Raw genomic sequence first — 21,141 nt, forward strand, 5'->3', positions numbered from 1 at the left:
ATTGTAGCATGTTGGTATTGAATGATAGTGCAATACGAGTAGATGTGGAGCAATTCGAAGAATTGAGTAACAGAGCTTAATAAATACATAACGACCCTATGTAAAAAAAGGATGTACAGGATGTCTCAAGTTAAAATAATTTATAACATTTCCAATGTTATGTGGCTATTTTCTCAACAATCTACAAGGATGAAGCAGTTTCCCCTATTTTAAAAAAATCCCGGCTGGGTGCTCCGACCGAACTTAAAGCGCTGCAATAGTCTACTCTTGGACGCAGGGACATTGAAGAAGCTATCCCAAAAGATTCCATAAAAAGGGTAAAGTATGACAAGCTTTTTCGCCTCGAATGTGTTTTGTCCCCTATTCAAATTCCTTCAGAAGAGTCGTATTCCAAGGTGATTAAGAAATGACGGAACCAGATGTGTTAGAGAAGACCCAGAATGTCATTCTACTCAAAGCTATTGACAAAGCTTTTTAAAAAACAGTTGAAAATCAGGGATATATGCTAAAAGCTATAGAAAAATCAATTATAAAATGGATTCATTTGACAAACAAGTAATTAAATAATATCATACATACATATAAACGTATGTATAAGGGGGTGGTATTTTGCCACGCAATAAATATCCAGAAATCACGGAACAGCGGATATTAGACACCGCAACTAAACTTTTTCTCGAAAAAGGATGGGACCAGACAACAATTCAAAATATTGTTGACGATTTAGGCGATTTGACTAGAGGTGCGTTCTATCATCATTTCAAATCCAAAGCAGATATAATCGACGCAGTCCTTGATCGATTGGCTTTAGAAAATAATCCTTTTGAGAAAACAAAGAAAATGACAGGTTTAAATGGACTAGAAAAATTAAAAAGCTCTTTTTTATTGTCCTTTACTAATGAAGGACAGATTGATGCAATCAAATCAATACCATCAATTTTAAAAAGTCCCAAATTAATTGCCAATCAATTAAGAGAATGTATTAACACAGGAGCCCCAGATATACTTTCATTTATTGAAGAAGGTGTGATGGACGGCTCACTCTCTATCCAATATCCGAAGCAGACTGCTGAAACGCTCATGATACTAACAAATATTTGGTTGAGTCCAATTATTTTTTCAGTAGATACAGAAGAATATATGCAGAAGGTAAAACACTTGCGAGAATTGTTTAATGGTATAGGGTTACCAATCTTCGACGACCAAATACTTACAGTTCTTGAGAATTTTCATAAAGAAATCAGCAATGAAAATGGACTATCATAAGATAGTTTATTTTTAGACATATACATACAAATATATGTATGTATATGAAACCTGATAAGGAGAAGAATTATGACAAATGGACTTGCTGTTAAAACAATCGACTTAGTCAAGACGTTTGATGGTAAAGAAGTTATAAAAAATTGTAATATGACAGTTCATAAGGGATCAATTTACGGTTTCTTAGGGGCTAATGGAGCTGGAAAAACAACAGTTTTTAAAATGTTGATAGGATTGCTTATACCTAATGCTGGAAATATAGAAATATTAGGGCTAAATCGTGTTGATAAGGAGAATGAAATCTTAAAAAATATTGGAAGTATTATTGAAACCCCCATGTTTTATGAACATTTATCCGCAAGGGAAAATTTAGAAATTCATCTTTCTTATATGGGGATACTTAATTCCAATATTGAGGGAACTTTGGAAATGGTTGGTCTTAAAGGTACGGGAAAGCAGCCTGTTTCTAAATTTTCACTTGGCATGCGTCAGCGGCTTGGAATAGCTAGAGCAATCATTCACAATCCTCAACTCTTGATCCTGGATGAACCTATCAATGGTTTAGACCCAGTGGGTATCCGGCAAATGAGGGAACTATTTCTCGAACTTGTAAAAAACCATGATATGACAATCTTAATTTCTAGTCATATTTTAAGTGAGATTGAGCATATTGCAGACACTATTGGTGTTATTGTAGATGGCCAGATTCTAGAGGAAGTTTCCCTATCATCTATTAAAGATAAATTTCTGATGGATTAGAAGAGTATTTTTTCAAGGTTATGAGGAGTGGTAATAAGAATGTTTGATTTAATGAAACTTGAACTTAAAAAAAATAATATTCGTACATATATTATTTCAACTTTTGTCATTTCAATCATCATGCTGGGTTTTATCTATCTATTAGCCTATTTGCCACAATTTGACCCAAATGATGCAGATTTGGAATTATTTGTTGGATACAATAACATTATTTCTTTATTTAGCGTAATCAATATGACTGTCTTTTGCGTATTATCCTCTGTTATGTATTCTCGATTTGTAATTGAAGAGTACAGTGGAGACCGTGTCCTACTTCTCTTTTCTTATCCAATAAAAAGAAGGAAAATATTTATTTCTAAACTTATGATTGTTTCTTTATTTACAGTGATTGCGATGGTCCTTTGTAATTTCACCATCTTTGCTTTTTTCGGTGTGAGTGAAACGATTTACCCTTTAGTTAATGAAAGTATTACGCTTGAAACCATCACTAAAGTGATTAAGACTACCTTTATTATGGCTGTTTCAGCTGCTTGTTTAGGTATCATTGCAATGGGAATCGGATTTATACAAAAATCTATCCCTGCAACTATAATATCAGCGTTCTTACTTTGTTCCTTATTATGCAATATTGTCGCTGGTACTTTAACATCCGATGCGCCTGTTATTGTTTTTCTAGCAATAACAATCATTGGTGCAATCATTGTTTCAAGCATTGTAATGAAAAAAAATAGCTGTATGGAGGTCTAACAGATATGGAACAAAAAATTGAAAGATATATTGACAATACTCTTGACAATATTGCGCCTCAGATTTATTTGTTTAATACTATTTTAGGTATCGTACTAATTCTTTTAGGAATCACTTTTATTATTAAAAGATCTTCAACAAAAAACTTGAAAACAATTGGATTAGTGTGCGTTGGGGTTGGAGCAGTAGCGATTGTAAGTGGTTTAGTGCAGATGTGATGTTTTATTTGGTGTTTAATTAGATGAAGACACGATAAAAAAACCTGTTCGGTGTTTTGCACAATGTGTCCTTTAAAGTTAAGCATATTTATCGGTGATTGCCTTTGGAATAATAATCATATGGAGCCATTAGAAACTGAAATTCAAGTTTTTGTAATTAAAGAGAACTATTATTTGAGGACAACTAAATATAGCACATTATCTTCTCTAAACTGAAAGAAACTGAAACAAGAAAAAATAACCGATTTTTTCCAGAAAAGGTAGAAAAATCGGTTATTTTCGTCATGGAATTATCTGAGATTTTCGTAGGATTTCGCGCTCTACAACGCTAACCCACCACAGCTTTCCCGTCCAGCCAATTACCTGCTTTCCCTTTGAGCGGTATACCTTCACAAGTTTTTTCACTTCAATCACAGCGTTTCCACCCTTTTTGCTAAAAATTAAAAGCCTCTTTCATTGAAAGAGGCCACAAATACACAATTGTGCAGCTTATCTTCCAGAATGAAGTCATTCTACAGGATGTAGCACCTTTCCTAAAAAAGAGGTTGCCGGACGTCATAGGGCCTGTTCCCTCGGTCACTCTTGATAAGTCGTTATGAAATTGGATGAATTTTCTTGATAATTTGAATCATAAGTACTTTTTTCTTGAATGTCAGTCAACTTTTTCGCCAGCAACACTGCACGAAACCGCTTACACCCATAGCGCTGTAAGTGAAAAACTTTTCTAGTTTGTTCTTTGAGATTGTTTTTGTTGTTTTATTCGAACAGCTTTTGTTTGACAGCATACAGCGCTGCTTGCGTCCGGTCAGCAAGCTGGAGCTTTGAAAGCAGGTTTGAAACATGAGTTTTCACTGTTTTTTCCGTAATGAACAAAGCCGAAGCAATTTCTTTATTGCTTTTGCCATGGGTAATTTCTCTCAGAACATCCAGCTCCCTTTTCGTTAAATCCTGAGCTGGATCATTGTTTTTGGTGCTTTTTCCGGAAAGATTGGCAAGGAGCTGCGTTGCGGCTTTAGGGTGCAGCTGGGTTTCGCCGTTCATGAGGTTCCTCAGACACTGCACAAGTTCATCCGGCTGGACGTCCTTCAACTGGTAACCGGATGCTCCTGCCTCAAGGGCAGGAATAACATGGTCCTGATCGGAGAAGCTTGTCAACATCATAATTTTGATTTCTGGATGCTTGTTTTTGATGATTTTTGTTGCTTCTATTCCATTCATTCCTGGCATTGAAAGATCCATTAGTATGACATCCGGCTTCAGTGTTCCGGCAAGAGTGACGGCTTCTTCACCATTTGCAGCCTCGCCGACAATATCAATATCTCTTTGCGTCCGCAGAAAAAAGGCAAGACCTCTCCTGACAACATGATGGTCATCGGCAATCAAAACGCGAATTGTCATGGTTTCTCCTCCTTTTCATAAATCAGCTTGGAATATGTATGATAATTTCCGTGCCCCCGCCGAGCTTGCTTGCTAGGTTAAAAGTCCCGCCAAGCGCCTCGGTCCGTGATTTCATGCTCCGAAGCCCGAATGATGGCAGCTCCTGACTTTCGTCGTAATGGAAACCGCAGCCGTTGTCAGATACGGCCATGGTGGTTGCAGTATCCGTGATCGATAGCTTTATGAAAGCATGTCGCGTTTGTGCATGTTTCTTACAATTCGCAAGAGCCTCTTGGCCAATCCGCCAGAGCGCTTCTTCCACATTGCCAGGGAAGGCGGCGACTCCGTCAACCTTTGTCTTGAGGTCCAGACCAAGCATATCAGCGTAACCGCAAAATGCGCTGAGCAGTCCGTTTTCAAGCCCTTGAGGCCGAAGCTGCCAAATCAGCGCACGCATTTCGCCGAGAGCTTCCTGGGCAAGGTCCTGCATATAGCTGAACGTTTGTTTAACCTCGGTGCTTTCTGACAGCTCTTCCCCTGCGCGTGCTGTCAGGCTTAGTGAAAATAGAAGCTGGTTGACTGAGTCATGGAGGTCTCGTGCCAGCCGGTTCCTCTCGGTGATAAGCATAGTTTCCTGTTCCCGCAGCGTGAGTTTGATCCGCTTTAAGGCTGTTCCAATTTGAAAGGCAACAGCTTCAAGCAGGTTAAGCTCCTCCTGATTGAAATGTGTTTTATTTGGTGAGCCGATATTCAGTAGGCCAAAGCGCTCATACCCTGCCCTTAAAGGAACAGTGGCATGGTGCGTAAGGCCCGCGTGGTCACCGGTTTTTTCTAGAATCGCCGTCTCAATCCGCTGGCATTCAATAATATTTGTAGCCTTGTCAAGGCGGCCGTCACGATAGCGATTGACGCACCAGCAGTGCCCTTCCTTCATTTTTGCGCAGTGATTAAAGGTAAGTGCTGGTGGCAGCGATTCGCTTGCTGCCATCACGTGTTTTCCTTCATCATCAATCAGGAAGATCCATCCCGTTTGAAGCCCTGTTACATGCAGCAGCTTCTTCAATACTTGGGACAATACACAATCAATCTCGGTGCCTTCATTCAATAATTCGGCAATCTCCTTGAGAATGCTTATCTCACTTTGCACGGAGCCCTTTTGCATGGAATGCCCTCCTTTTTACGTCGTTTTATACCTGGTTTATGAGCGGGGGTCGAGTTGCGTTTGCAGACCTTTTATGTGATTTTTTAACAGATTGGTTGGATTACAGAATGCGATTTGGATTAAATTTCATCTACTGGGAATTTATCCGGCATCATCGGGAATATATCTGCGTTTATCGGGAATATCCAAACCCTAATCGGGAATAAATCAGAGTTAATCGGGAATAAATTTTTTTGTCAATGAAAATGGCCGTGTTTTAGGTGTCTTGGCGGCAATTTTTCCAGCTGATTTATTCCTAACTTTAAGGTAGCTGCCCCGATGTAGTGAAAATGAGCTTTTTTTAAAGAAACCCCTCTGCTTTTTCTTGAATTACTTCATGGGAAAGTATCTTCGTAAAGTAATTGAGTAAATTTTAAAGATAGTCTTTTATTACTTCCATTATTTTACCGTAAATATATTTAAAATTCATAGGCAAAAGGATGCAGTTATCCACAGACTGCATCGCTTCACCATTATTTGGGTAACTCAATAAACTCAAGGATTTCCTGTTCGGGTCCTTCGAAAAAAACGGTGGTCCAGCCGTTTTTAAGCTGATACGGTCCTTCTATTGGATGGTATCCGTATTTCTTAAATTGTTTTAGCAATTTGTTCATTCCATCCGCCTCAAAACAAAAATGAGCATTACTGGATATACCAGGACCTTTCGTTCTTTTTAAGAGTTCTATTTTAGTCTCGCCATTTTTAAGAAAAAGGACTTCTTCCCCCATAAAATCAATGCAACTATTGTCAGAGAAACCAAGCACTTCCTTGTAAAACTTTTTTGTTTTTTCAAGGTCGAGCACTTCCAACGCAAAATGATGAAATTTCAATGTTTTATCCTCCTATAGAATCAAGTTCATATCTCCGAATTCATGCCACAGGTAACCGTGTTTTATGGCCTTTTCATAAGCGCTGAATAGGAGGGGACGGGGGACAAAAGCTTCGAGCATATCGAGATGGCTTGCCTTTGGTTCATGAAAGCCTGTGAGGATCCCGTCTGCAATTTTCAAAGGATACTTATTGTGAATGTACAAATTGGTCCAGCCTGAAAGATCCCCAGTTTTAGCAGCAGTTTCAAGTGCGCGGACCACGGTTGTACCAACTGCAATGACTCTGCCGCCACTGACCTTCGTTTCATAGATGTTCTTCATCACAGTGGATTCAATTGCAAATTCTTCGTTATTTTCTTCAGGTGAAGTATTCCATTTGTCATCGAGCAAATAGCTTAATCCTGTGTGGAGCTGGATAAATGCTAAGCGAACGCCTTTTTTCTGAAGTTTGAACAGTACTTCCCAGCTAAATGCCCTTCCTGCGGAAGGCATTTCGACCGAGCCTGGTTTACTTGCAAAAACGGTCTGGTAATATTCCAGCGGCCAATCCTGATAGATATATTCGTAACGAATCGGTTCTCCAATCGAGTAGATCCTTTCAAGGAGGTCTGCTCCTTTTTTCGTGAAGCAGATGGTTTTGATGGGAGATCCCGAAACTTCTGTGATCACTTTTGCTGATAATTCAGGTAAAAATTCTAGGATATCCTCATTTCTTACTTCTTCTCCTACCGGCAAGACATCCCAAGTGTTTTCAGATATCCTTCTCGCAAGCCTGATTTCAATTCTTGTTGGCGTTCGTTCGTTGTGCCGTTTTCGTGTAGCAGTAAGAACGGCCGGCAATGTCCTGCTATTATTCAAAACGAGCAAATCTCCAGGCTGCAGGTGTTTTTCCAAATTAATAAAGCGATCGTGGTTGATGTGACCTGAAGATTTATCCAATACCATCATCCGGACATGGTCCCGCCTGACGCCCCTTCGTTCTGGTGGCTGGGTGGCGTTTAAACTTGAGGGGAGATGAAAATTGAAAGCATGAGTCACTGTGTCTCACCTCCCGCTGCGAATTCCTGAGCTGCCAAACGGTATCCATTGATGCCTGTTGATTTTTCAGAAGCAAGATAGAGGAAAACGTCCACAAGGTCTTGCGGATTATTCAAAGCGTAGTCGCATTCTGGTACTGCAAGGGCGTGCATTTCCGTATCCATCTCTCCAGGGTCCACCATATTGACGCGGACGTTTGTTCCGTCAACTTCTTCTGCCCATGTCTCGGTCATCCCTTCGACAGCAAACTTCGAGATTCCGTATGCACCCCAGCCAGCATATCCAACATGCCCTGCTTCTGAGGTTACATTGATTACTGATCCCTGGTTACGCAACAGCATTCCCGGCATCACTCTCCGAGTGATCATGAATGTACCAACAGCATTGGTATAGAGCACTTGAGCAAAGTCCTCAACTGGATAGTCGATGAGGAGCGGAATAGGACTGGGTCCGATTGCTGATGCGTTGTTAATCAGGACGTCAATCCTTCCGAACCTTTCTTCTGTCAGTGTTGTAAACTTTTCTACGTCCCTTGGAATAGCGATATCGGCAGTAACAGTGAGAACCTCAGCACCTAGGTTTTCCGCCTCAGCTTTCACGGTTTCGAGCGCCTCCTCTCCTCTTGCACAAATCGCAAGTTTCACACCTTCACGAGCAAACGCAAGCGTCAGCGCCCTCCCCAAACCTTTTGATGCGCCTGTAATCATCACAACTTTATTTATTTTCATTTTGAACTTCTCCCTTCCATGCATTATAAGTTTTGTTGAACTACTTATAGCTTAAAAGGAATTGGAAAAATTCACCTCGTCAAAAAGCTTGAACTCCCACTACAACTTTAGTCCAATATCTCACCGCAGCGTGCCTGACCCCCAGTGCGGTGGTGCGATGATGCGCCAAATCGCCAATGCGTGCCTGACCCCCGGTGCGGTGGTGCTGTAAAGCGGCCTCCCCATCTTTTTTGCGACACACTCCTCTCCAGGATAAGTTATGATAGAGGAATAATCACTAATACGTATACTCAGTTAAAAAGGAGCACAATGATGAACACTAAAACAGCAATCGTGACTGGAGCATCGAGTGGGTTTGGCTTTTTATCAGCCCTCGGTCTTGCACAGGCAGGCTACAATGTGCTGGCAACAGCAAGGAGTGAAGAGAAAGCCGCTAAGCTTCTTCAAACAGCAGAAAACAACAATGTTTCTGATCACATCCATATCCATCTGCTCGATGTCACATCACCTGATTCAGTCACAGACCTTAAACGCAGAATTTCTGATTTCCCTTCTGTCGATGTACTTGTCAATAATGCAGGGTTCGCTCAAGGCGGGTTCAGCGAGGAGCTTTCGGTCGAAGATTACAAGCGGCAATTCGATACAAACCTTTTCGGTGTTATTTCGGTTACACAGGCAGTTCTCCCCATTATGCGCGAGCAGAAAAGCGGCCGGATCATCAATATGGGAAGCATCAGCGGGAAAGTCGGTTTTCCTGGCTTGTCGGCCTATACCGCATCTAAACATGCAATTGAAGGCTACAGTGAGAGCCTAAGACTCGAAGTACAGCCTTTTGGGATTGATGTATCCATCATAGAGGCGGGTTCCTACAAAACGAACATCTGGTCAGGCATTGATAAAACCCGCATCTCCAAGGACTCTCCCTATCACTCTTACATGAAGGCAATCCTTAAGGAAATACAATCAGGTAAAGCGCTGCACGGAAATCCGCAGGAAATTGCCGACCTCGTTGTCAGCATCGCCTCAGCCCGTAAGCGACCTAAATTACGCTACCCTGTCGGCAAAGGGGTCAAAAGAAATATCGCCATGAAAAATCTGCTCCCCTGGGAGGCCATCGAGAAGGCAGTTCTCAAAAGTCTTGGAAGATAATGCCGAAATAAAACTTGACCTTTTTACAAGCAAAAGGGAGCATCGGTTCCGACGCTCCCTAACATTAATATATGAGAAAGTCCATCTATCATAAGGTGCGTCTTTACTTAAACCACCCTTTTTCCTTAGACTGCTTAATTGCCTCGATCCGGTTTGTCACCTCAAGTTTATCCAAAATGGTAGAAACATAGTTTCTGACCGTCCCTGTTGTAATGGTCAGTTCGCTTGCAATCTCTTTTGTGTTCCTTCCATCGGCCACGAGCTCGAGCACTTTCATTTCTCGCTCCGTCAACGGATTTTCCTCGCTGTACATATCATCCATCAGCTCGGGAGCATACACCCTTCTCCCAGCCATGACGTTCCTGATTGAGCTCGCGAGCTCCTCGCTTGGGCTATCTTTTAGGAGATAGCCTTTCACACCCGCCTTCAATGCACGCTGAAAATAACCCGAACGGGCAAATGTTGTTAAAATAATGACCTTACAGCCTGATTCCTTAAGCTCTTCCGCAGCATCAAGCCCTGTTTTTTCCGGCATTTCAATATCCATGATGCAAATATCTGGTTTCAGCGAATCTACCAATGCAATCGCTTCTGCCCCGTTCGCTGCTTTTCCCACGACTTCCATATCATCTTCCAAATTCAACAGGGATCCCAATGCCCCCAAAAGCATCCGCTGATCTTCAGCAATCACTATCCGGATCAATTCAGGTCCTCCTTTTCTTCCTGTCTTGCAATGGTTGGTACACTTATTATCAATTTGATTCCGTCCTCGCAGCGGATTTCAAGGCTGCCATTCACAAATTCAAGCCTTTCCCTCATGCCCTCAAGTCCGTTCCCTCTTGAAAAATCCCTCTCTGTCACTGCATTTTTTCCATTGTCCTGTACTATAATGGTCACTTTATTCGAATCCTGCACAACTGAAACAAGACATTTGGTGGCCCCGCTGTGCTTGACTACATTCGTTACAGCCTCTTTCAAGCACATGCTCAGGATATTTTCCGTCAACAGCGGCACATTTTGCAGGACAAACTCATCTTCCTGAAGGACCGCTTCTATTTCGGCGGCCTGGAGAATCTGCCTGATCTGGACGATCTCTTCTCTGAGCCTGATGCCTCGCATCTCAGATACCATTTTCCTCACTTCTTTCAGCGCCGTCCTTGCCGTTTGCTGGACATCCATCAGTTCACTTTTCGCCTGCTCCGGATCCTTGGTAATCAGCCTTCTGGCCAGGTCGCTTTTTAATCCGATCAAGGAAAGCTTTTGCCCAAGCGTATCATGAAGGTCCCTTGCAATCCGCTGGCGTTCCTCTAGCTTGACTAGGTCTTCGAGCCGCTTATTCGCATTCTCCAGTTTCTCCTCAAGCTGACCGCGTTCATTGCGTCCCCGGATGCTGAATGGAAGCAAAATCATCGAGATGCCAATAATAATAATAAATGGAAGCTGCTCCAGGAAGATTTCTTCCTGGACAACAAATTTGTAATTTACCGCTACCGTTGTCGCCAGAAGGTGTGCAAAGTAAATCGTGAAGAATGCAATGCGATTTTTAATATTGCCGATATAATAAGCAATGTAAAAAGAGAAATATACATAATTAAAGAGGAAGACAGAGCCGACGGAAATGCCAATCAGCATAAAGGACCATAAGTAAACAGTCCACTTTTTTGAGATAAAAGCAAAACGGTACGTGATGAAAAATAGAATGGTAAGCAAAAGTCCCACAATCATTTCAAATGTGGAGGAAGATTGAAATATAAAATAAAACGGCAGAATACTAAGCACCGCCCAGAAATATGGCGAGCTGCCGTAATTCTTTTTAAAAAGCGAAAGTTTGTTCTTCATTAGTAAAACCTCTCTGATACAGCCTAAGTGAGTGCCCAACTCTAGTTAAGGCAACTCTATCTTAACATAAACAGCGGGGCCTGACCCCCTTTATCAGACTAAAGCGGGTCAGGCCCCATTTCGTTATGCTTTTCTTGGGATGGCACTTTGAGACATTGTTTTAACAGCCTTATACCCGACGAACTTTTTGTTTTGTTCATCCCAGAGACGGAATTTCAACGAAGTCAGGCTTGTTTTCAGCGTAATGGTCGGTACATTTTGAAGCGGTACAGAGTTTTTATGCGCTTCTTCAAGTTTATAGTTTGGAACCCTTGGGCTCAGATGGTGGACGTGATGGAAGCCGATATTCCCTGTCACCCACTGCAGGACCTTCGGAAGCTTGTAAAATGAACTTCCTTCAACAGCAGCTTTGACATACTCCCATTCTTTGTCCTCCTCAAAATAAGAATCCTCAAAAGTATGCTGAACATAGAACAGCCAGATTCCAAGTGAACCTGAAACCAGGAAAATTGGCACTTCGACAAGCAGGAATGCCTCCCAGCCTATCGCCGAGACAAGAAGCAGGATGAGAAGGACCATCCCAACGTTGGTCAAATACGTGTTAAGACGCTCTTTCATCCTTGCGCCCTTCCGGTTAAAACGATTGCTTAATAGGACAACATAAATCGGTCCAATTCCGAACATGACAATGGGATTGCGATAAATCCGGTATGCCAGGCGCTTCCATCCTGGAGAAGCCAAATACTCATCGACAGTCATCATCCAAATATCGCCGGTTCCGCGTTTATCGAGATTACTGCTTGTCGCGTGATGAACCGAATGTTCATGCCCCCATTGGCTGTACGGGAAAAATGTCAGAATCCCTGTAATGGTACCAAGGACTTTATTCGCCGTACGATTTTTGAAAAATGAATGGTGGGTACAGTCATGAAAAATAATAAATGTCCTAATGACTAAACCCGCTGCTACGATCCCGAGCGCCAATGTCAAAATATAAGAGACGGAAAGACTTTTATATGCAAGGTACCATAGGAGGAAAAATGGCCCCAGTGTATTGATGACTTGCCAAATGCTATCTTTCGTATTCGATTTTTCATAAGGGGCAACCTGTTTCCTCAAGTTCTTCATGTTTTGTTCAATCATCGCCAATTTATTTCCCCTTCCTAGGTGTTGTTAACTCGATTATAAAGGATGAAAAACATTCTTTGCAGTAGCACCTGTCATGTCCCATATATGACAACTGTCATATATAGTTCGCAATCTCGGCAAAAGCAATCATATTAAGTATGTTAAAGGAAGCTCATAATTATAAGGAGATTGTTCTTTTTTCCTAAAAATTTCACAAAATGTTGTAATATAGCTAAAAAACTATACAAAATGGTATTTTATGCTAAAATAAAACAAAAATGCTTTTATGTAAAACACATTATGAGCTAAGGGGTGTCTTTGATTGAAAAGCAGCCATTTAAAGGTTGAATTATGGGACTGGACTAAAGCAATATTCATTGCCCTAGTGCTGGCTTGGGTAGTCAAAACCTTCATCTTTGCACCCTACACGGTAAAAGGCGAGTCCATGGAACCTACCCTCCACGACCACGAACGGATTGCCGTAAATAAAATAACCCAGACCGAAAAGCTAAAACACGGAGATATTGTCATCATAAAAGGATCAGGAAAAACCAATTATGTGAAAAGAATCATCGGCTTTCCCGGTGATACGGTTGAAGTAGACAACGACAAACTGCTGATTAATGGAAAGCAAGTGAAGGAACCTTATTTGAAGGAAAACATGGAAGAAGCAAAAAATAGCGGTGGCCTGCTGACGGGGGACATGGGTCCAATTGTCATACCTGAGAAACATTATTTCGTAATGGGAGATAACCGGAGGATGAGCATGGACAGCCGCAACGGTCTCGGCTTAATCAGCCAAGACAGGCTAGTGGGCCGAAGCGAGCTGGTATTCTTCCCTTTTTCGAGCTTGAGATCAGTAAAGTAAAACAATAAAGATCAAGCCAGGCTGCTCAGATACTTTATGGAAGATAAAAAATACGAGATCACGCAAAAATCGCCATTGCTTAGCTCATTTTGGGTTGAGTAAGAGGCGATTTTATGTTTGGTAACAGTTTTCGAAAATTCTTTGGAGAAACGGTTTTTTTATTGTTTTTATAGAAGGAAAAAGACCTATTCTTCCTACCATTAGTAAATTTTCTAGCTCAGAGTCACCTGTAACCGATTGCACAAAGGAAACATTAAGTAAGAGTATAAGGCTATCTACGGTAACAGGCATTCTATCTACGGTTTAACCCCATTCTATCTACGGTAACGGTCATTCTATTTACAATTGAAACAATATTTTTCCAATGACATGTATTTCAATCCTTTAGAGATGTGTAAAAAACCATTTGAAGAGGTTTTTAACAAACACTTACTAGTTAAGATAGTTGAATTACTCGACAGCCACACTCCTCTTATTAACGCGTCGCTAAACGGTCGCTTCCACCATTATCCTTCGACTAGCTTTGACAGAAAGAAAGCCGCCACACAATGTGGCGGCTTCAGCGTGATCTCTGCAACTGGTCTTCTTCCCCACCTACAGCAAGTTCCTCACTTCTTATAAAATTCCGAGTGATTGGAGGAAGACAAACAGGATTCCGATTGGCACAATGTAACGAATTGAGAAGTACCAAATATCGAAGAGGATGCCTAGACCTTTTGTCCCCTGTTCCAACTCTTCTTTGACAACTGCCCTTGGGAGCCTGTATGCCACAAATAGCGAGAGGAACAAAGCTCCAAGCGGCATTCCGATATTGCTTGTAATAAAGTCCGCGAAGTCAAAGATCGACTTTCCTGCGATGGTCACATCAGAAAGGACTCCAAAGGACAAGGCGCTTGGTATCCCAACCAAGAAAATGAGAATTCCGGAGATCCAGGCAACTTTAGCCCGTTTTTCACTCTCATCCTTTACAATAACCGCCACAAGAATTTCCAGAATTGAAAAGGCTGAAGTCAGTGTGGCGAATAGAAGAAGAACAAGGAAAATGGCCAGGAAAAGACCGCCGAAAGCCATTTTATTGAAAACTGCAGGAAGGACAACAAAGACGAGTCCCGGACCTGCACCAGGCTCAAAACCCAGCGCAAAGACTGCTGGAAAAATCACTAGACCTGCAAGAAGAGAAATTAAAATATTAAGTCCGACAACAGATCCAGCAGATTTCATTAAGTGATCTGTTTTTGACAAGTACGATGCGTAGGTCACCATCACTGATATCCCGACGCTTAACGCGAAAAACGATTGGCCTAGTGCAAGAAGAATGGTATTACCATCGACAGCGGAAAAATCGGGGTAAAGAAGAAACTTTACGCCTTCCATCGATCCTTCAAGCGTTAAAGATCTGATAACGAGCACAATAAACATGATGAAAAGTGCCGGCATCATATATTTGCTGGCGCGTTCAATGCCCTTTTGTACACCGCTCCGGACCACAAGGATCGTCATAAGCATAAAGACAAACTGGCTGACTACAACTTCTACGGGATTGGCAATAATGCTGTCAAACAGCTTTGCGTAATCCGTACCGGCTGATAGATTCAGGCCGCCAGTGAATGTCCGTGCCATATACGATAAGATCCAGCCGCCTACAACACTGTAAAAAGAAAGAATAATAAATGATACCGCAACTCCGCTATACCCAATCCAGTGCCATCGGGAAGATGGAGCCAATACTTTATAAGCCCTTACCGCATCTTTTTGTGCGCGGCGACCAACAATGAATTCTCCAATCAAAATTGGCGCCCCAACCACAATTGTCATGATTAGGAAGAGAAGGAAAAATACGCCTCCCCCGTTCGTGCCTGCCATGTACGGGAATTTCCAGATTGCCCCCAAACCGATGGCGGATCCTGCTGCAGCCAGTATAAAACCTAGCTTGGATGTCCATTGTTCATGATTTTTCATTTTCTCACCTCTGTTAATTCACTGATATTTATACATGTTACTATGTTTGTCTTACGATTTACAGTATTTTTTCAAAATAATAAATTCTTTCTTTTTCCTGTTAAGTTTTTCGAACGACTTTTGACAAAATTAGATCTTTTAACCACCCTTATCATTAAAATTAATTATGTAGTTAATAGTAATAATAGTAAAATTGTGAATTAATAACATTCTTTTACTTTATGTATCTTCTGAATACAGTCTCATGTTTTTTTAAAAAATTAATTATGGACCGCATTATAGATAACTGGATAAAACCGGCAGTTTCCAGGAGGCAAAGCCGGGTAAAGCGGAAAAGAAGGAAAAATCCATTTTAATGAGGAAACCTCAATGAAAATTGAAGCAGTGATGACAAAAGAGGTTGAGTCATGCCAGCCTCATACACCAATACATGCAGTGTCCAAGAAAATGAAAGAATTGGATGTCGGTGTTATGCCTATTTGCGAACAATATCAGCTTGTAGGACTCGCTACAGACCGGGATCTTGTGGTGAATGCCGTTGCCGCTCAAATTCCGCTTGATTCCCCGATTTCAAAGTCATGACCGAAGACCCGGTTCGCGGCACAATTCATATGACTGCATAGGATGCCGCTGACTTAATGGCGAATGTGCAGATTAGCCGTCTTCCTATTGTGGATAATGGAAAAAATTGATCGGCATTATTTCGCTCGGAGACCTGGCAATGACAGAAAAGCTTGATTTATGGAAGCTGAACACCTATCCTTCGTATTTCTCCGACAAAATAAAAAGGAATGGTGGGATCCGTTGTAGCTTTATAATAAAGTTTGATTAAATTAACGATATAAATCTTGATATGAGAGCAAATATAAAGAGCATGTTTTGAAAAAAAGATTGATCAAAACATACTCTTACTTTAATGGGATGAATTAATTTCTTTATAAAAAAGTTTGATTACATTTGTTAAGTGGAGAGAGCGTAAAATATAAGAGCCTTGCTACATTTTATTGTAGTAAGGCTCTTTAAAGTTGTTTAATTTCTATCTATTTAAATGTGTTTGCACTCAAAAATCAATAATAAAGTTGTTTAATTCTTATTCAACTAAAGCCCCAGATAGTTCAAGAAAAGCGTGCCTTTCAGCAAAAAAAGGGTATACTTTTGTGTGAAGTATTTTTCTTTTCTTACCTGGTAATGCGTAAGCCTATTACACGGTAGTTTGCTTATACTCTATGGATCACTTTTTTGTTTTTTCCTTTTTAAATTATTTGATTGAGTATTACTTGCGATCCAAAAAGGAGTTCGAATGAACGCAAAGTGAGGTAATATCTTAAAGTTTGATTAATTTATTTTCTCATCGATTAAACTAATCATTTAATCCCTTTCCATTGAGAATTTGCTGCATACATTTTTCAACCCTTGACTCTCGAGTTTTGGATTGTTTGGGTTGAGAAAAATAAAGAATGTATGCTCTTTGCCGTCCCGGCGTCAATGCTTCAAAAGCAGTTTTCAAGACAGGGATTTCATTGAATTTATTTTGAAGTTCTTCAGGAATTATGATTTCTGTATTCTTTTTAAAATTCACTTCCAAACCGGCTTTTTCAACTTCAATGGCTTCATAAATATAGTCTTTCAAGATGGTTTCCATTGCAACAATTTCTCGAACATTGGTGAACCGAATCTGGCGTGCCGCCTGTACATTTTCCGTTTGTTGGATTAGAATCCCATGGGCATCCTGTAACAGGGCACCTTTGTGAAACAGAAGCGCACAATATTCTTTAAATCCATGTATTAAAACTATGTTTTTTTTCTCAAACGTGTAACAAGGATGCATCCACTTAAATTCTTCGGTCAGCTCACAGTCAAGAACAATATTTCTCAACTTCTCATATTCTTCCTTCCACTTTTTAGCTTTACTTAAAAATTCATCAACCTTAGGATTCATTCTACTATTTGTCATCAAGGAACACCCCTCTTCAATTTTTCGATCAGCTGACAGTCAAGAGATGATCATTTTCAATTTCTCCAATTGATTTATAATAAGACATTAATTGGTGTCGTGTCCAGCAGACCTGCGAAAGTTACAGGGAGCTTATATCGCTAAACTGCCCCGTAGTCCAATAAGATTCCCCTTATTGGTTAGATTCCTTTGGGCTAACGATTATTTCATCCCGCTAAGCACTTTTCTAATTTGATAAGCTCGAGCTGCCAGGCACGTTGTAACTCCCCAAATGAAGAATCCTCCGTAGATGATCAGGAACACCAGGTTCCATACCGCCCATATTACCTGCTGTTTTCAAGCCTAATCCCATGAAAAGCACGGAAATTACTGAAGCCCCTCCGAAAATCGTAAACAGAATACCTCCTGTCCATGCAGGAATTAATATAAGCCAACGAGGAAAACGCTGCCCCCATGGTTGGACCAATGATAATGCTAATAAAATGGCGACGACCGCCAAAACAGCGGTAATATCAATTCCGTATTGATACATTAAACTAAAAACTGGGTCACTATTTGCTTCCATGGTTGTTTTCATGTCCTCAATGGTTTCACCAAATGGAACTCCAAAAGCCCATAAAGTTTTAAATATAGCATATGGTACTAGTGCCCACGAGGCAATGTATCCCCATATATTTGACGCAACCCCAAACCGTGGGCCAACTCCTTTATGATTAGCGACCTTCTCAATCCTCGTTTCAGAATTCATTAACTCTCCCCCTTCATACTCATTTAAGCATGAAAAAAACCTTAAGCGTTGAGACAGTTTCTTTCTCTCCCTTGGTTTTCCTTTAAGGTGAGATGTTCGCTATTCCCAGTTTCAAGTCACCCTCCCCTTGTTCCGTCAGGTTTCTAAAACGAAGGTTTTTCCTTGCTTTGTTGTTGCCTTCTGGGTTCAATTCGCCCTCCTCATATATTCAATTTTTAATTATCTTCATCAAGAATAATCCCTTTTATTAGGATAACAATTACATTTAATCCTCTCGATGGAAAAATAACACATAAAAACCTACTACAAAAGAAAAATCTGACAATGAGAAGTCTTAATTGTTTTAGACAGAAAAAACCAGCCTATTCCGCTGGTTTCATTAGTGAAAAATTATTTCTGATCTCCCCGCAGCTTGCTGTAATGTACAAGATCATGATACTTGCCGTGCAGGAATTGGGCTTCCCTCAGTATTCCTTCTTCAATAAACCCTAGGCGCGCTGGGATTGCGCAGCTTTGGGTGTTCTCACTGGCCGCACGGATAATGATACGATTAAGATCCAATTCATTGAAACAATGCTGTATCAGCGAGTTAACCGTCCTCGTCATGATCCCATTCCCCTGTTGTTCTTCACTCAGCCAATAACCGATCTCAGTCGTCTTGTTCCACCAGTCAATATAGTGAAGGCCAATCATCCCGAAAATATTGCCATCTTTGATGATTGCTGCTTCAAAACCATTATTGTCGGCAAACTTCTGTAGCCAGGATGGAATGATACTTTTTCATATTCACTCACATCAGGCAGGTTCACAGCCCAACTCAGGCACTTCGCTAAATGTTTTTGATTCTTTTTTAAAGCTGCAGTAAGCTTTGGAGCATCCTTTGGCAGTAGTAACTGTATCCAAAGCCCTTCATCAACCGTTAAGACAAACATTCTACTTCCCCCTGCCTTTTAACTTGTTCTTGTCGATTATTCTATACAGGATGTCTAATGGAATGAATAAGATAAACCAACCGATCGTTTTCAAGTTCATGCAATAACCCCTAATGGTTCCCTAGTATGACTCCTTCTTTCCCCTGCAGAATCCTTCAAATAACCTGCCGCCATGTGGACTAAGGGCCTCCTCTGCCAACTCGATAACGCTTTGTTTTTCACCTTTTTCATAAAAAAGATCGAAAGCATGAGCAAATTTCATTGCTAACGCTTTATTAAAATGGGCCATTTCACGGTAAATCCATTTTCCCTCGCCAATCCAGTGGCAATTTGTCCGTAAAATAAACTCTTGTAGCCTCTCCGCCAACGTGCCAGCAATAAAAATAGCTTCTTCCCGTCTTGCTGTGCCAATAAAATCATCCAGTATGTCAGTTAAAAAATATTTCTTCAGACTTAAGGTTTCTTCATCCCACGGCTCGGGCCCTTCCTGCAAAATTTTTGCAGCCTGTTTTCTGATTGGCTCGACTGCCTCAATCCCTTTTAGAATTTCTCCTTCTGCAACCATTCTTGGAAGTGTCGGCCTAGCCCGCTTAACATCTCTTGCAAAAAATACCTGGCAAGAGGAAGAGCTGTGAACAAACAATTCAATCGGCCAGCTAAACTTTACCAGTGACTCTCGATAAGCTTCTTTTATATTTTCATCAATGACAACAATGTCTAAATCAGAAGTGTCGTTATGCTCTCCCCTAACCACGCTTCCGCTCAGTATGGCGGCATCACAATCCAGAAAATATGTTGCGACAAAAAGCCGCGCAGCTTCAATAGCATCCAGTCTCATCTCTATTAATCCCCCGATAACTTGGTATTCTAATTATAATGTAAAAGTATTTCTATTTAAAGAAGAATCTGTAAAACCTTCTTATTATTGTGATAATCATAGAAGATGAATGGTTAATTAAATGCATCATGTAAGAAGTTGGTTTCTTGCAGGAAAAAACGATGAATTTATCCTTGTGACTAACTATACCTAACCGGAACAATAATGAAATGAAAAAACGGATAGGAGGAATGAATAACCCTCTTATCCGTTTTTATTAAATTTCTTTACTTCGTTATCCTTGCTTTTTTGTTGATCAAAACTGTCAGCAAAAGCAATACAATACCGGAAATTAAGTAGAATAGCCAGCCGACTTCAATTGCATATCCGAAATTTGGTATGATTTTAGAAAAAAGAACAAAAACCGTAACCGCCGTACACATGAGCAAAAAGACCACGAAAAAATCCTTGATTTTACTGTTTTTTTTGTAAATCGAGTTTTTCAGCCATGAGAATATTCCAATGACTACGCCATATAAAACTAGGAAGTTAATCATTGACTTTACGACTGCTGTACCAAGGAAAACAGTGTTGTTTATTTCGGTAAAAAACCCTATTATTAGCTCTAAAGCCCCTCTGGTTAGTGCAATCCAACCTGCAAATTGTATCATAAGGAATAGAATGAAAGTGAAATTGTTCTTTCGATCCTCTTTAGGAATCTGGGCAATCATTTCATCACAATAGCCTTTCGGATCACTTCCGAATATATCCTCTGCCCTCTTGCCTTCTTTCTGCCCTTCCAGCAAGTGGTCCAGCAGCTCCATTAATAGCTCTTCGCTTTGCTGTTCTGAAAGCGTTAGATGCGTCCTTATGTACAGCAGTATATCCGAGTAGTATGCTTCGTTTTCCTTTGTCAGTTCTTCCCTTTTTTCATTATTCATTTTGATTAAATCTTTTGCATTCATCTTTCTCTCCCCCATTCTATCATTCTCTCTACGGGACCTTGGATGCTCTGCCACTCTTTCCTGAACTCCTTTAACGCTTCTTCCCCCTCGTCTGTCAGCGAGTAATACTTCCGCTTTGGACCATGCGGGGAATCTCGCATCGTTCCCACGATATATTTGTCTTTCTGAAGCCTGAGCAGAATAGGATAAATCGATCCCTCGCTTACATCATCAAGCCCGAATTTCTGAAGCTTTACGGATAACTCGTACCCATAAACATCTTCCTTGCTGATTATCGTCAGAATGCATCCTTCAAGAATTCCTTTAAGCAGCTGGCTTCTTAGTGACAAGGTCTATCACATCCTTTTTCTATATTGTATAACAAGGTAGATGCGAAAAAATCAAGCTATCTTGTCTTGCATGATAGCTTGATCTCATCATACGACATCCTTTGTTTTTTGGCAAGTGTCTCCAGAAGACTCTTTCGTTTCAGCCCTAGATTGATAAATCGCCCTGCAGCAACTGAGTAAAAAGAATATACATGGCACTATATAAAGTGTTGAAATGATCATATAACCGCCAATTGCCGCCGCCAATAACATCAAACTTCCAAATAATTTCCTTGTTCTGATAAAAAATGCC

24 protein-coding genes and 1 riboswitch are annotated in these 21,141 nt (G+C 40.8%); of the genes, 7 read left to right on the top strand and 17 right to left on the bottom strand.

All coding sequences use genetic code 11. The features are described 5' to 3' along the window. Positions 1–609: 609 nt before the first annotated feature. From D1970_RS10025 to D1970_RS10040, 4 genes are all read left to right on the top strand, one after another. Positions 610–1,266 (top strand): TetR/AcrR family transcriptional regulator, encoded by a 657-nt coding sequence (locus D1970_RS10025; protein ID WP_119112704.1) that lies wholly within the window; start codon positions 610–612, stop codon positions 1,264–1,266. Positions 1,267–1,335: 69 nt separating this feature from the next. Further along, positions 1,336–2,022: an ATP-binding cassette domain-containing protein gene (locus tag D1970_RS10030; protein WP_246370057.1), complete on the top strand. Its 687-nt coding sequence runs from the start codon at positions 1,336–1,338 to the stop codon at positions 2,020–2,022. A 39-nt stretch (positions 2,023–2,061) separates the two neighbouring features. After that, the gene (locus D1970_RS10035; protein WP_119112705.1) at positions 2,062–2,769 is read left to right on the top strand and encodes an ABC transporter permease; all 708 of its coding nucleotides are present in this window, start codon (positions 2,062–2,064) and stop codon (positions 2,767–2,769) included. A gap of 5 nt (positions 2,770–2,774) precedes the next feature. After that, a complete protein-coding gene (locus tag D1970_RS10040) occupies positions 2,775–2,987 on the top strand; it encodes a hypothetical protein (RefSeq protein ID WP_119112706.1) in 213 nt (70 codons plus the stop codon). 282 nt (positions 2,988–3,269) lie between these two features. Here the strand turns inward: D1970_RS10040 and D1970_RS22940 are convergent, their stop codons facing one another. From D1970_RS22940 to D1970_RS10065, 6 genes are all read right to left on the bottom strand, one after another. Further along, positions 3,270–3,401: a hypothetical protein gene (locus D1970_RS22940; RefSeq protein ID WP_259339640.1), complete on the bottom strand. Its 132-nt coding sequence runs from the start codon at positions 3,399–3,401 to the stop codon at positions 3,270–3,272. A gap of 72 nt (positions 3,402–3,473) precedes the next feature. Further along, positions 3,474–3,579, bottom strand: a riboswitch (SAM riboswitch). A 164-nt stretch (positions 3,580–3,743) separates the two neighbouring features. Continuing rightward, complete coding sequence (locus tag D1970_RS10045) at positions 3,744–4,385, bottom strand: response regulator (RefSeq protein WP_119112707.1); 642 nt, start codon at positions 4,383–4,385, stop codon at positions 3,744–3,746. Positions 4,386–4,407: 22 nt separating this feature from the next. After that, positions 4,408–5,526 carry a GAF domain-containing sensor histidine kinase gene (locus D1970_RS10050; RefSeq protein WP_119112708.1) on the bottom strand — a complete coding sequence of 373 codons (1,119 nt, stop codon included), beginning with the start codon at positions 5,524–5,526 and terminating at the stop codon, positions 4,408–4,410. A gap of 512 nt (positions 5,527–6,038) precedes the next feature. Then, a complete protein-coding gene (locus D1970_RS10055; protein WP_119112709.1) occupies positions 6,039–6,395 on the bottom strand; it encodes a VOC family protein in 357 nt (118 codons plus the stop codon). A gap of 12 nt (positions 6,396–6,407) precedes the next feature. Continuing rightward, positions 6,408–7,433, bottom strand: a complete 1,026-nt coding sequence (locus tag D1970_RS10060) for an S-adenosylmethionine:tRNA ribosyltransferase-isomerase (protein ID WP_119112710.1) — start codon at positions 7,431–7,433, stop codon at positions 6,408–6,410. After that, a complete protein-coding gene (locus tag D1970_RS10065; RefSeq protein WP_119112711.1) occupies positions 7,430–8,161 on the bottom strand; it encodes an SDR family oxidoreductase in 732 nt (243 codons plus the stop codon). The genes D1970_RS10060 and D1970_RS10065 overlap by 4 nt, the downstream gene beginning before the upstream one ends. A 312-nt stretch (positions 8,162–8,473) precedes the next feature. Between D1970_RS10065 and D1970_RS10070 the strand changes: the two genes are divergently transcribed. Beyond that, positions 8,474–9,310, top strand: coding sequence for an SDR family oxidoreductase (locus tag D1970_RS10070; RefSeq protein WP_119112712.1), 837 nt, complete (start codon positions 8,474–8,476; stop codon positions 9,308–9,310). 103 nt (positions 9,311–9,413) lie between these two features. Here the strand turns inward: D1970_RS10070 and D1970_RS10075 are convergent, their stop codons facing one another. The 3 genes from D1970_RS10075 to desA all read right to left on the bottom strand — a co-directional run bounded on the left by D1970_RS10075 (position 9,414) and on the right by desA (position 12,292). Next, positions 9,414–10,013 (bottom strand): response regulator transcription factor, encoded by a 600-nt coding sequence (locus D1970_RS10075; protein WP_119112713.1) that lies wholly within the window; start codon positions 10,011–10,013, stop codon positions 9,414–9,416. Next, on the bottom strand, positions 10,010–11,149 hold the full coding sequence (locus tag D1970_RS10080; protein ID WP_119112714.1) for a sensor histidine kinase: 1,140 nt from the start codon (positions 11,147–11,149) through the stop codon (positions 10,010–10,012). Before D1970_RS10080 ends, D1970_RS10075 begins: the two co-directional genes overlap by 4 nt. 123 nt (positions 11,150–11,272) lie before the next feature. Continuing rightward, complete coding sequence (gene desA / locus D1970_RS10085) at positions 11,273–12,292, bottom strand: Delta(5) desaturase DesA (RefSeq protein WP_119112771.1); 1,020 nt, start codon at positions 12,290–12,292, stop codon at positions 11,273–11,275. Between the two features lie 307 nt (positions 12,293–12,599). On the opposite strand from desA, the gene lepB reads away from it, so the two are divergent. After that, positions 12,600–13,145: a signal peptidase I gene (gene lepB / locus D1970_RS10090; RefSeq protein WP_119112715.1), complete on the top strand. Its 546-nt coding sequence runs from the start codon at positions 12,600–12,602 to the stop codon at positions 13,143–13,145. A 615-nt stretch (positions 13,146–13,760) separates the two neighbouring features. Here lepB and D1970_RS10095 read toward each other — a convergent pair. Next, on the bottom strand, positions 13,761–15,104 hold the full coding sequence (locus D1970_RS10095; RefSeq protein WP_119112716.1) for a sodium-dependent transporter: 1,344 nt from the start codon (positions 15,102–15,104) through the stop codon (positions 13,761–13,763). 369 nt (positions 15,105–15,473) lie between these two features. On the opposite strand from D1970_RS10095, the gene D1970_RS10105 reads away from it, so the two are divergent. Further along, a complete protein-coding gene (locus D1970_RS10105; RefSeq protein ID WP_119112718.1) occupies positions 15,474–15,686 on the top strand; it encodes a CBS domain-containing protein in 213 nt (70 codons plus the stop codon). 778 nt (positions 15,687–16,464) lie between these two features. Here D1970_RS10105 and D1970_RS10110 read toward each other — a convergent pair. The 7 genes from D1970_RS10110 to D1970_RS10140 form a co-directional block, all read right to left on the bottom strand. Next, a complete protein-coding gene (locus D1970_RS10110; RefSeq protein ID WP_119112719.1) occupies positions 16,465–17,058 on the bottom strand; it encodes a YdeI/OmpD-associated family protein in 594 nt (197 codons plus the stop codon). A 226-nt stretch (positions 17,059–17,284) separates the two neighbouring features. Continuing rightward, complete coding sequence (locus tag D1970_RS10115) at positions 17,285–17,806, bottom strand: DUF3995 domain-containing protein (RefSeq protein WP_119112720.1); 522 nt, start codon at positions 17,804–17,806, stop codon at positions 17,285–17,287. Between the two features lie 390 nt (positions 17,807–18,196). Next, on the bottom strand, positions 18,197–18,580 hold the full coding sequence (locus D1970_RS10120; protein ID WP_119112721.1) for a GNAT family N-acetyltransferase: 384 nt from the start codon (positions 18,578–18,580) through the stop codon (positions 18,197–18,199). Continuing rightward, complete coding sequence (locus D1970_RS10125; protein ID WP_119112722.1) at positions 18,496–18,738, bottom strand: hypothetical protein; 243 nt, start codon at positions 18,736–18,738, stop codon at positions 18,496–18,498. The genes D1970_RS10120 and D1970_RS10125 overlap by 85 nt, the downstream gene beginning before the upstream one ends. 121 nt (positions 18,739–18,859) lie before the next feature. Next, positions 18,860–19,576, bottom strand: a complete 717-nt coding sequence (locus D1970_RS10130; protein WP_119112723.1) for a nucleotidyltransferase domain-containing protein — start codon at positions 19,574–19,576, stop codon at positions 18,860–18,862. Between the two features lie 266 nt (positions 19,577–19,842). After that, positions 19,843–20,520: a DUF1129 family protein gene (locus D1970_RS10135; protein WP_119112724.1), complete on the bottom strand. Its 678-nt coding sequence runs from the start codon at positions 20,518–20,520 to the stop codon at positions 19,843–19,845. After that, positions 20,517–20,849, bottom strand: coding sequence for a PadR family transcriptional regulator (locus D1970_RS10140; RefSeq protein WP_119112725.1), 333 nt, complete (start codon positions 20,847–20,849; stop codon positions 20,517–20,519). Before D1970_RS10140 ends, D1970_RS10135 begins: the two co-directional genes overlap by 4 nt. Between the last annotated feature and the right edge of the window lie 292 nt (positions 20,850–21,141).

Origin of the sequence: Mesobacillus zeae, assembly GCF_003570705.1 — a bacterium.
GTDB lineage: Bacteria > Bacillota > Bacilli > Bacillales > Cytobacillaceae > Mesobacillus_C > Mesobacillus_C zeae.

Bases quoted from the DNA above. Each gene is read 5' to 3' on its own strand.
- D1970_RS10030 (WP_246370057.1), top strand. From the start codon at position 1,336: ATGACAAATGGACTTGCTGTTAAAACAATCGACTTAGTCAAGACGTTT.
- D1970_RS10035 (WP_119112705.1), top strand. From the start codon at position 2,062: ATGTTTGATTTAATGAAACTTGAACTTAAAAAAAATAATATTCGTACA.
- D1970_RS10040 (WP_119112706.1), top strand. From the start codon at position 2,775: ATGGAACAAAAAATTGAAAGATATATTGACAATACTCTTGACAATATT.
- D1970_RS10045 (WP_119112707.1), bottom strand. From the start codon at position 4,385: ATGACAATTCGCGTTTTGATTGCCGATGACCATCATGTTGTCAGGAGA.
- D1970_RS10050 (WP_119112708.1), bottom strand. From the start codon at position 5,526: ATGCAAAAGGGCTCCGTGCAAAGTGAGATAAGCATTCTCAAGGAGATT.
- D1970_RS10065 (WP_119112711.1), bottom strand. From the start codon at position 8,161: ATGAAAATAAATAAAGTTGTGATGATTACAGGCGCATCAAAAGGTTTG.
- D1970_RS10070 (WP_119112712.1), top strand. From the start codon at position 8,474: ATGAACACTAAAACAGCAATCGTGACTGGAGCATCGAGTGGGTTTGGC.
- D1970_RS10080 (WP_119112714.1), bottom strand. From the start codon at position 11,149: ATGAAGAACAAACTTTCGCTTTTTAAAAAGAATTACGGCAGCTCGCCA.
- desA (WP_119112771.1), bottom strand. From the start codon at position 12,292: ATGATTGAACAAAACATGAAGAACTTGAGGAAACAGGTTGCCCCTTAT.
- D1970_RS10095 (WP_119112716.1), bottom strand. From the start codon at position 15,104: ATGAAAAATCATGAACAATGGACATCCAAGCTAGGTTTTATACTGGCT.
- D1970_RS10105 (WP_119112718.1), top strand. From the start codon at position 15,474: ATGAAAATTGAAGCAGTGATGACAAAAGAGGTTGAGTCATGCCAGCCT.
- D1970_RS10110 (WP_119112719.1), bottom strand. From the start codon at position 17,058: ATGACAAATAGTAGAATGAATCCTAAGGTTGATGAATTTTTAAGTAAA.
- D1970_RS10115 (WP_119112720.1), bottom strand. From the start codon at position 17,806: ATGAATTCTGAAACGAGGATTGAGAAGGTCGCTAATCATAAAGGAGTT.
- D1970_RS10125 (WP_119112722.1), bottom strand. From the start codon at position 18,738: ATGTTTGTCTTAACGGTTGATGAAGGGCTTTGGATACAGTTACTACTG.
- D1970_RS10130 (WP_119112723.1), bottom strand. From the start codon at position 19,576: ATGAGACTGGATGCTATTGAAGCTGCGCGGCTTTTTGTCGCAACATAT.
- D1970_RS10135 (WP_119112724.1), bottom strand. From the start codon at position 20,520: ATGAATGCAAAAGATTTAATCAAAATGAATAATGAAAAAAGGGAAGAA.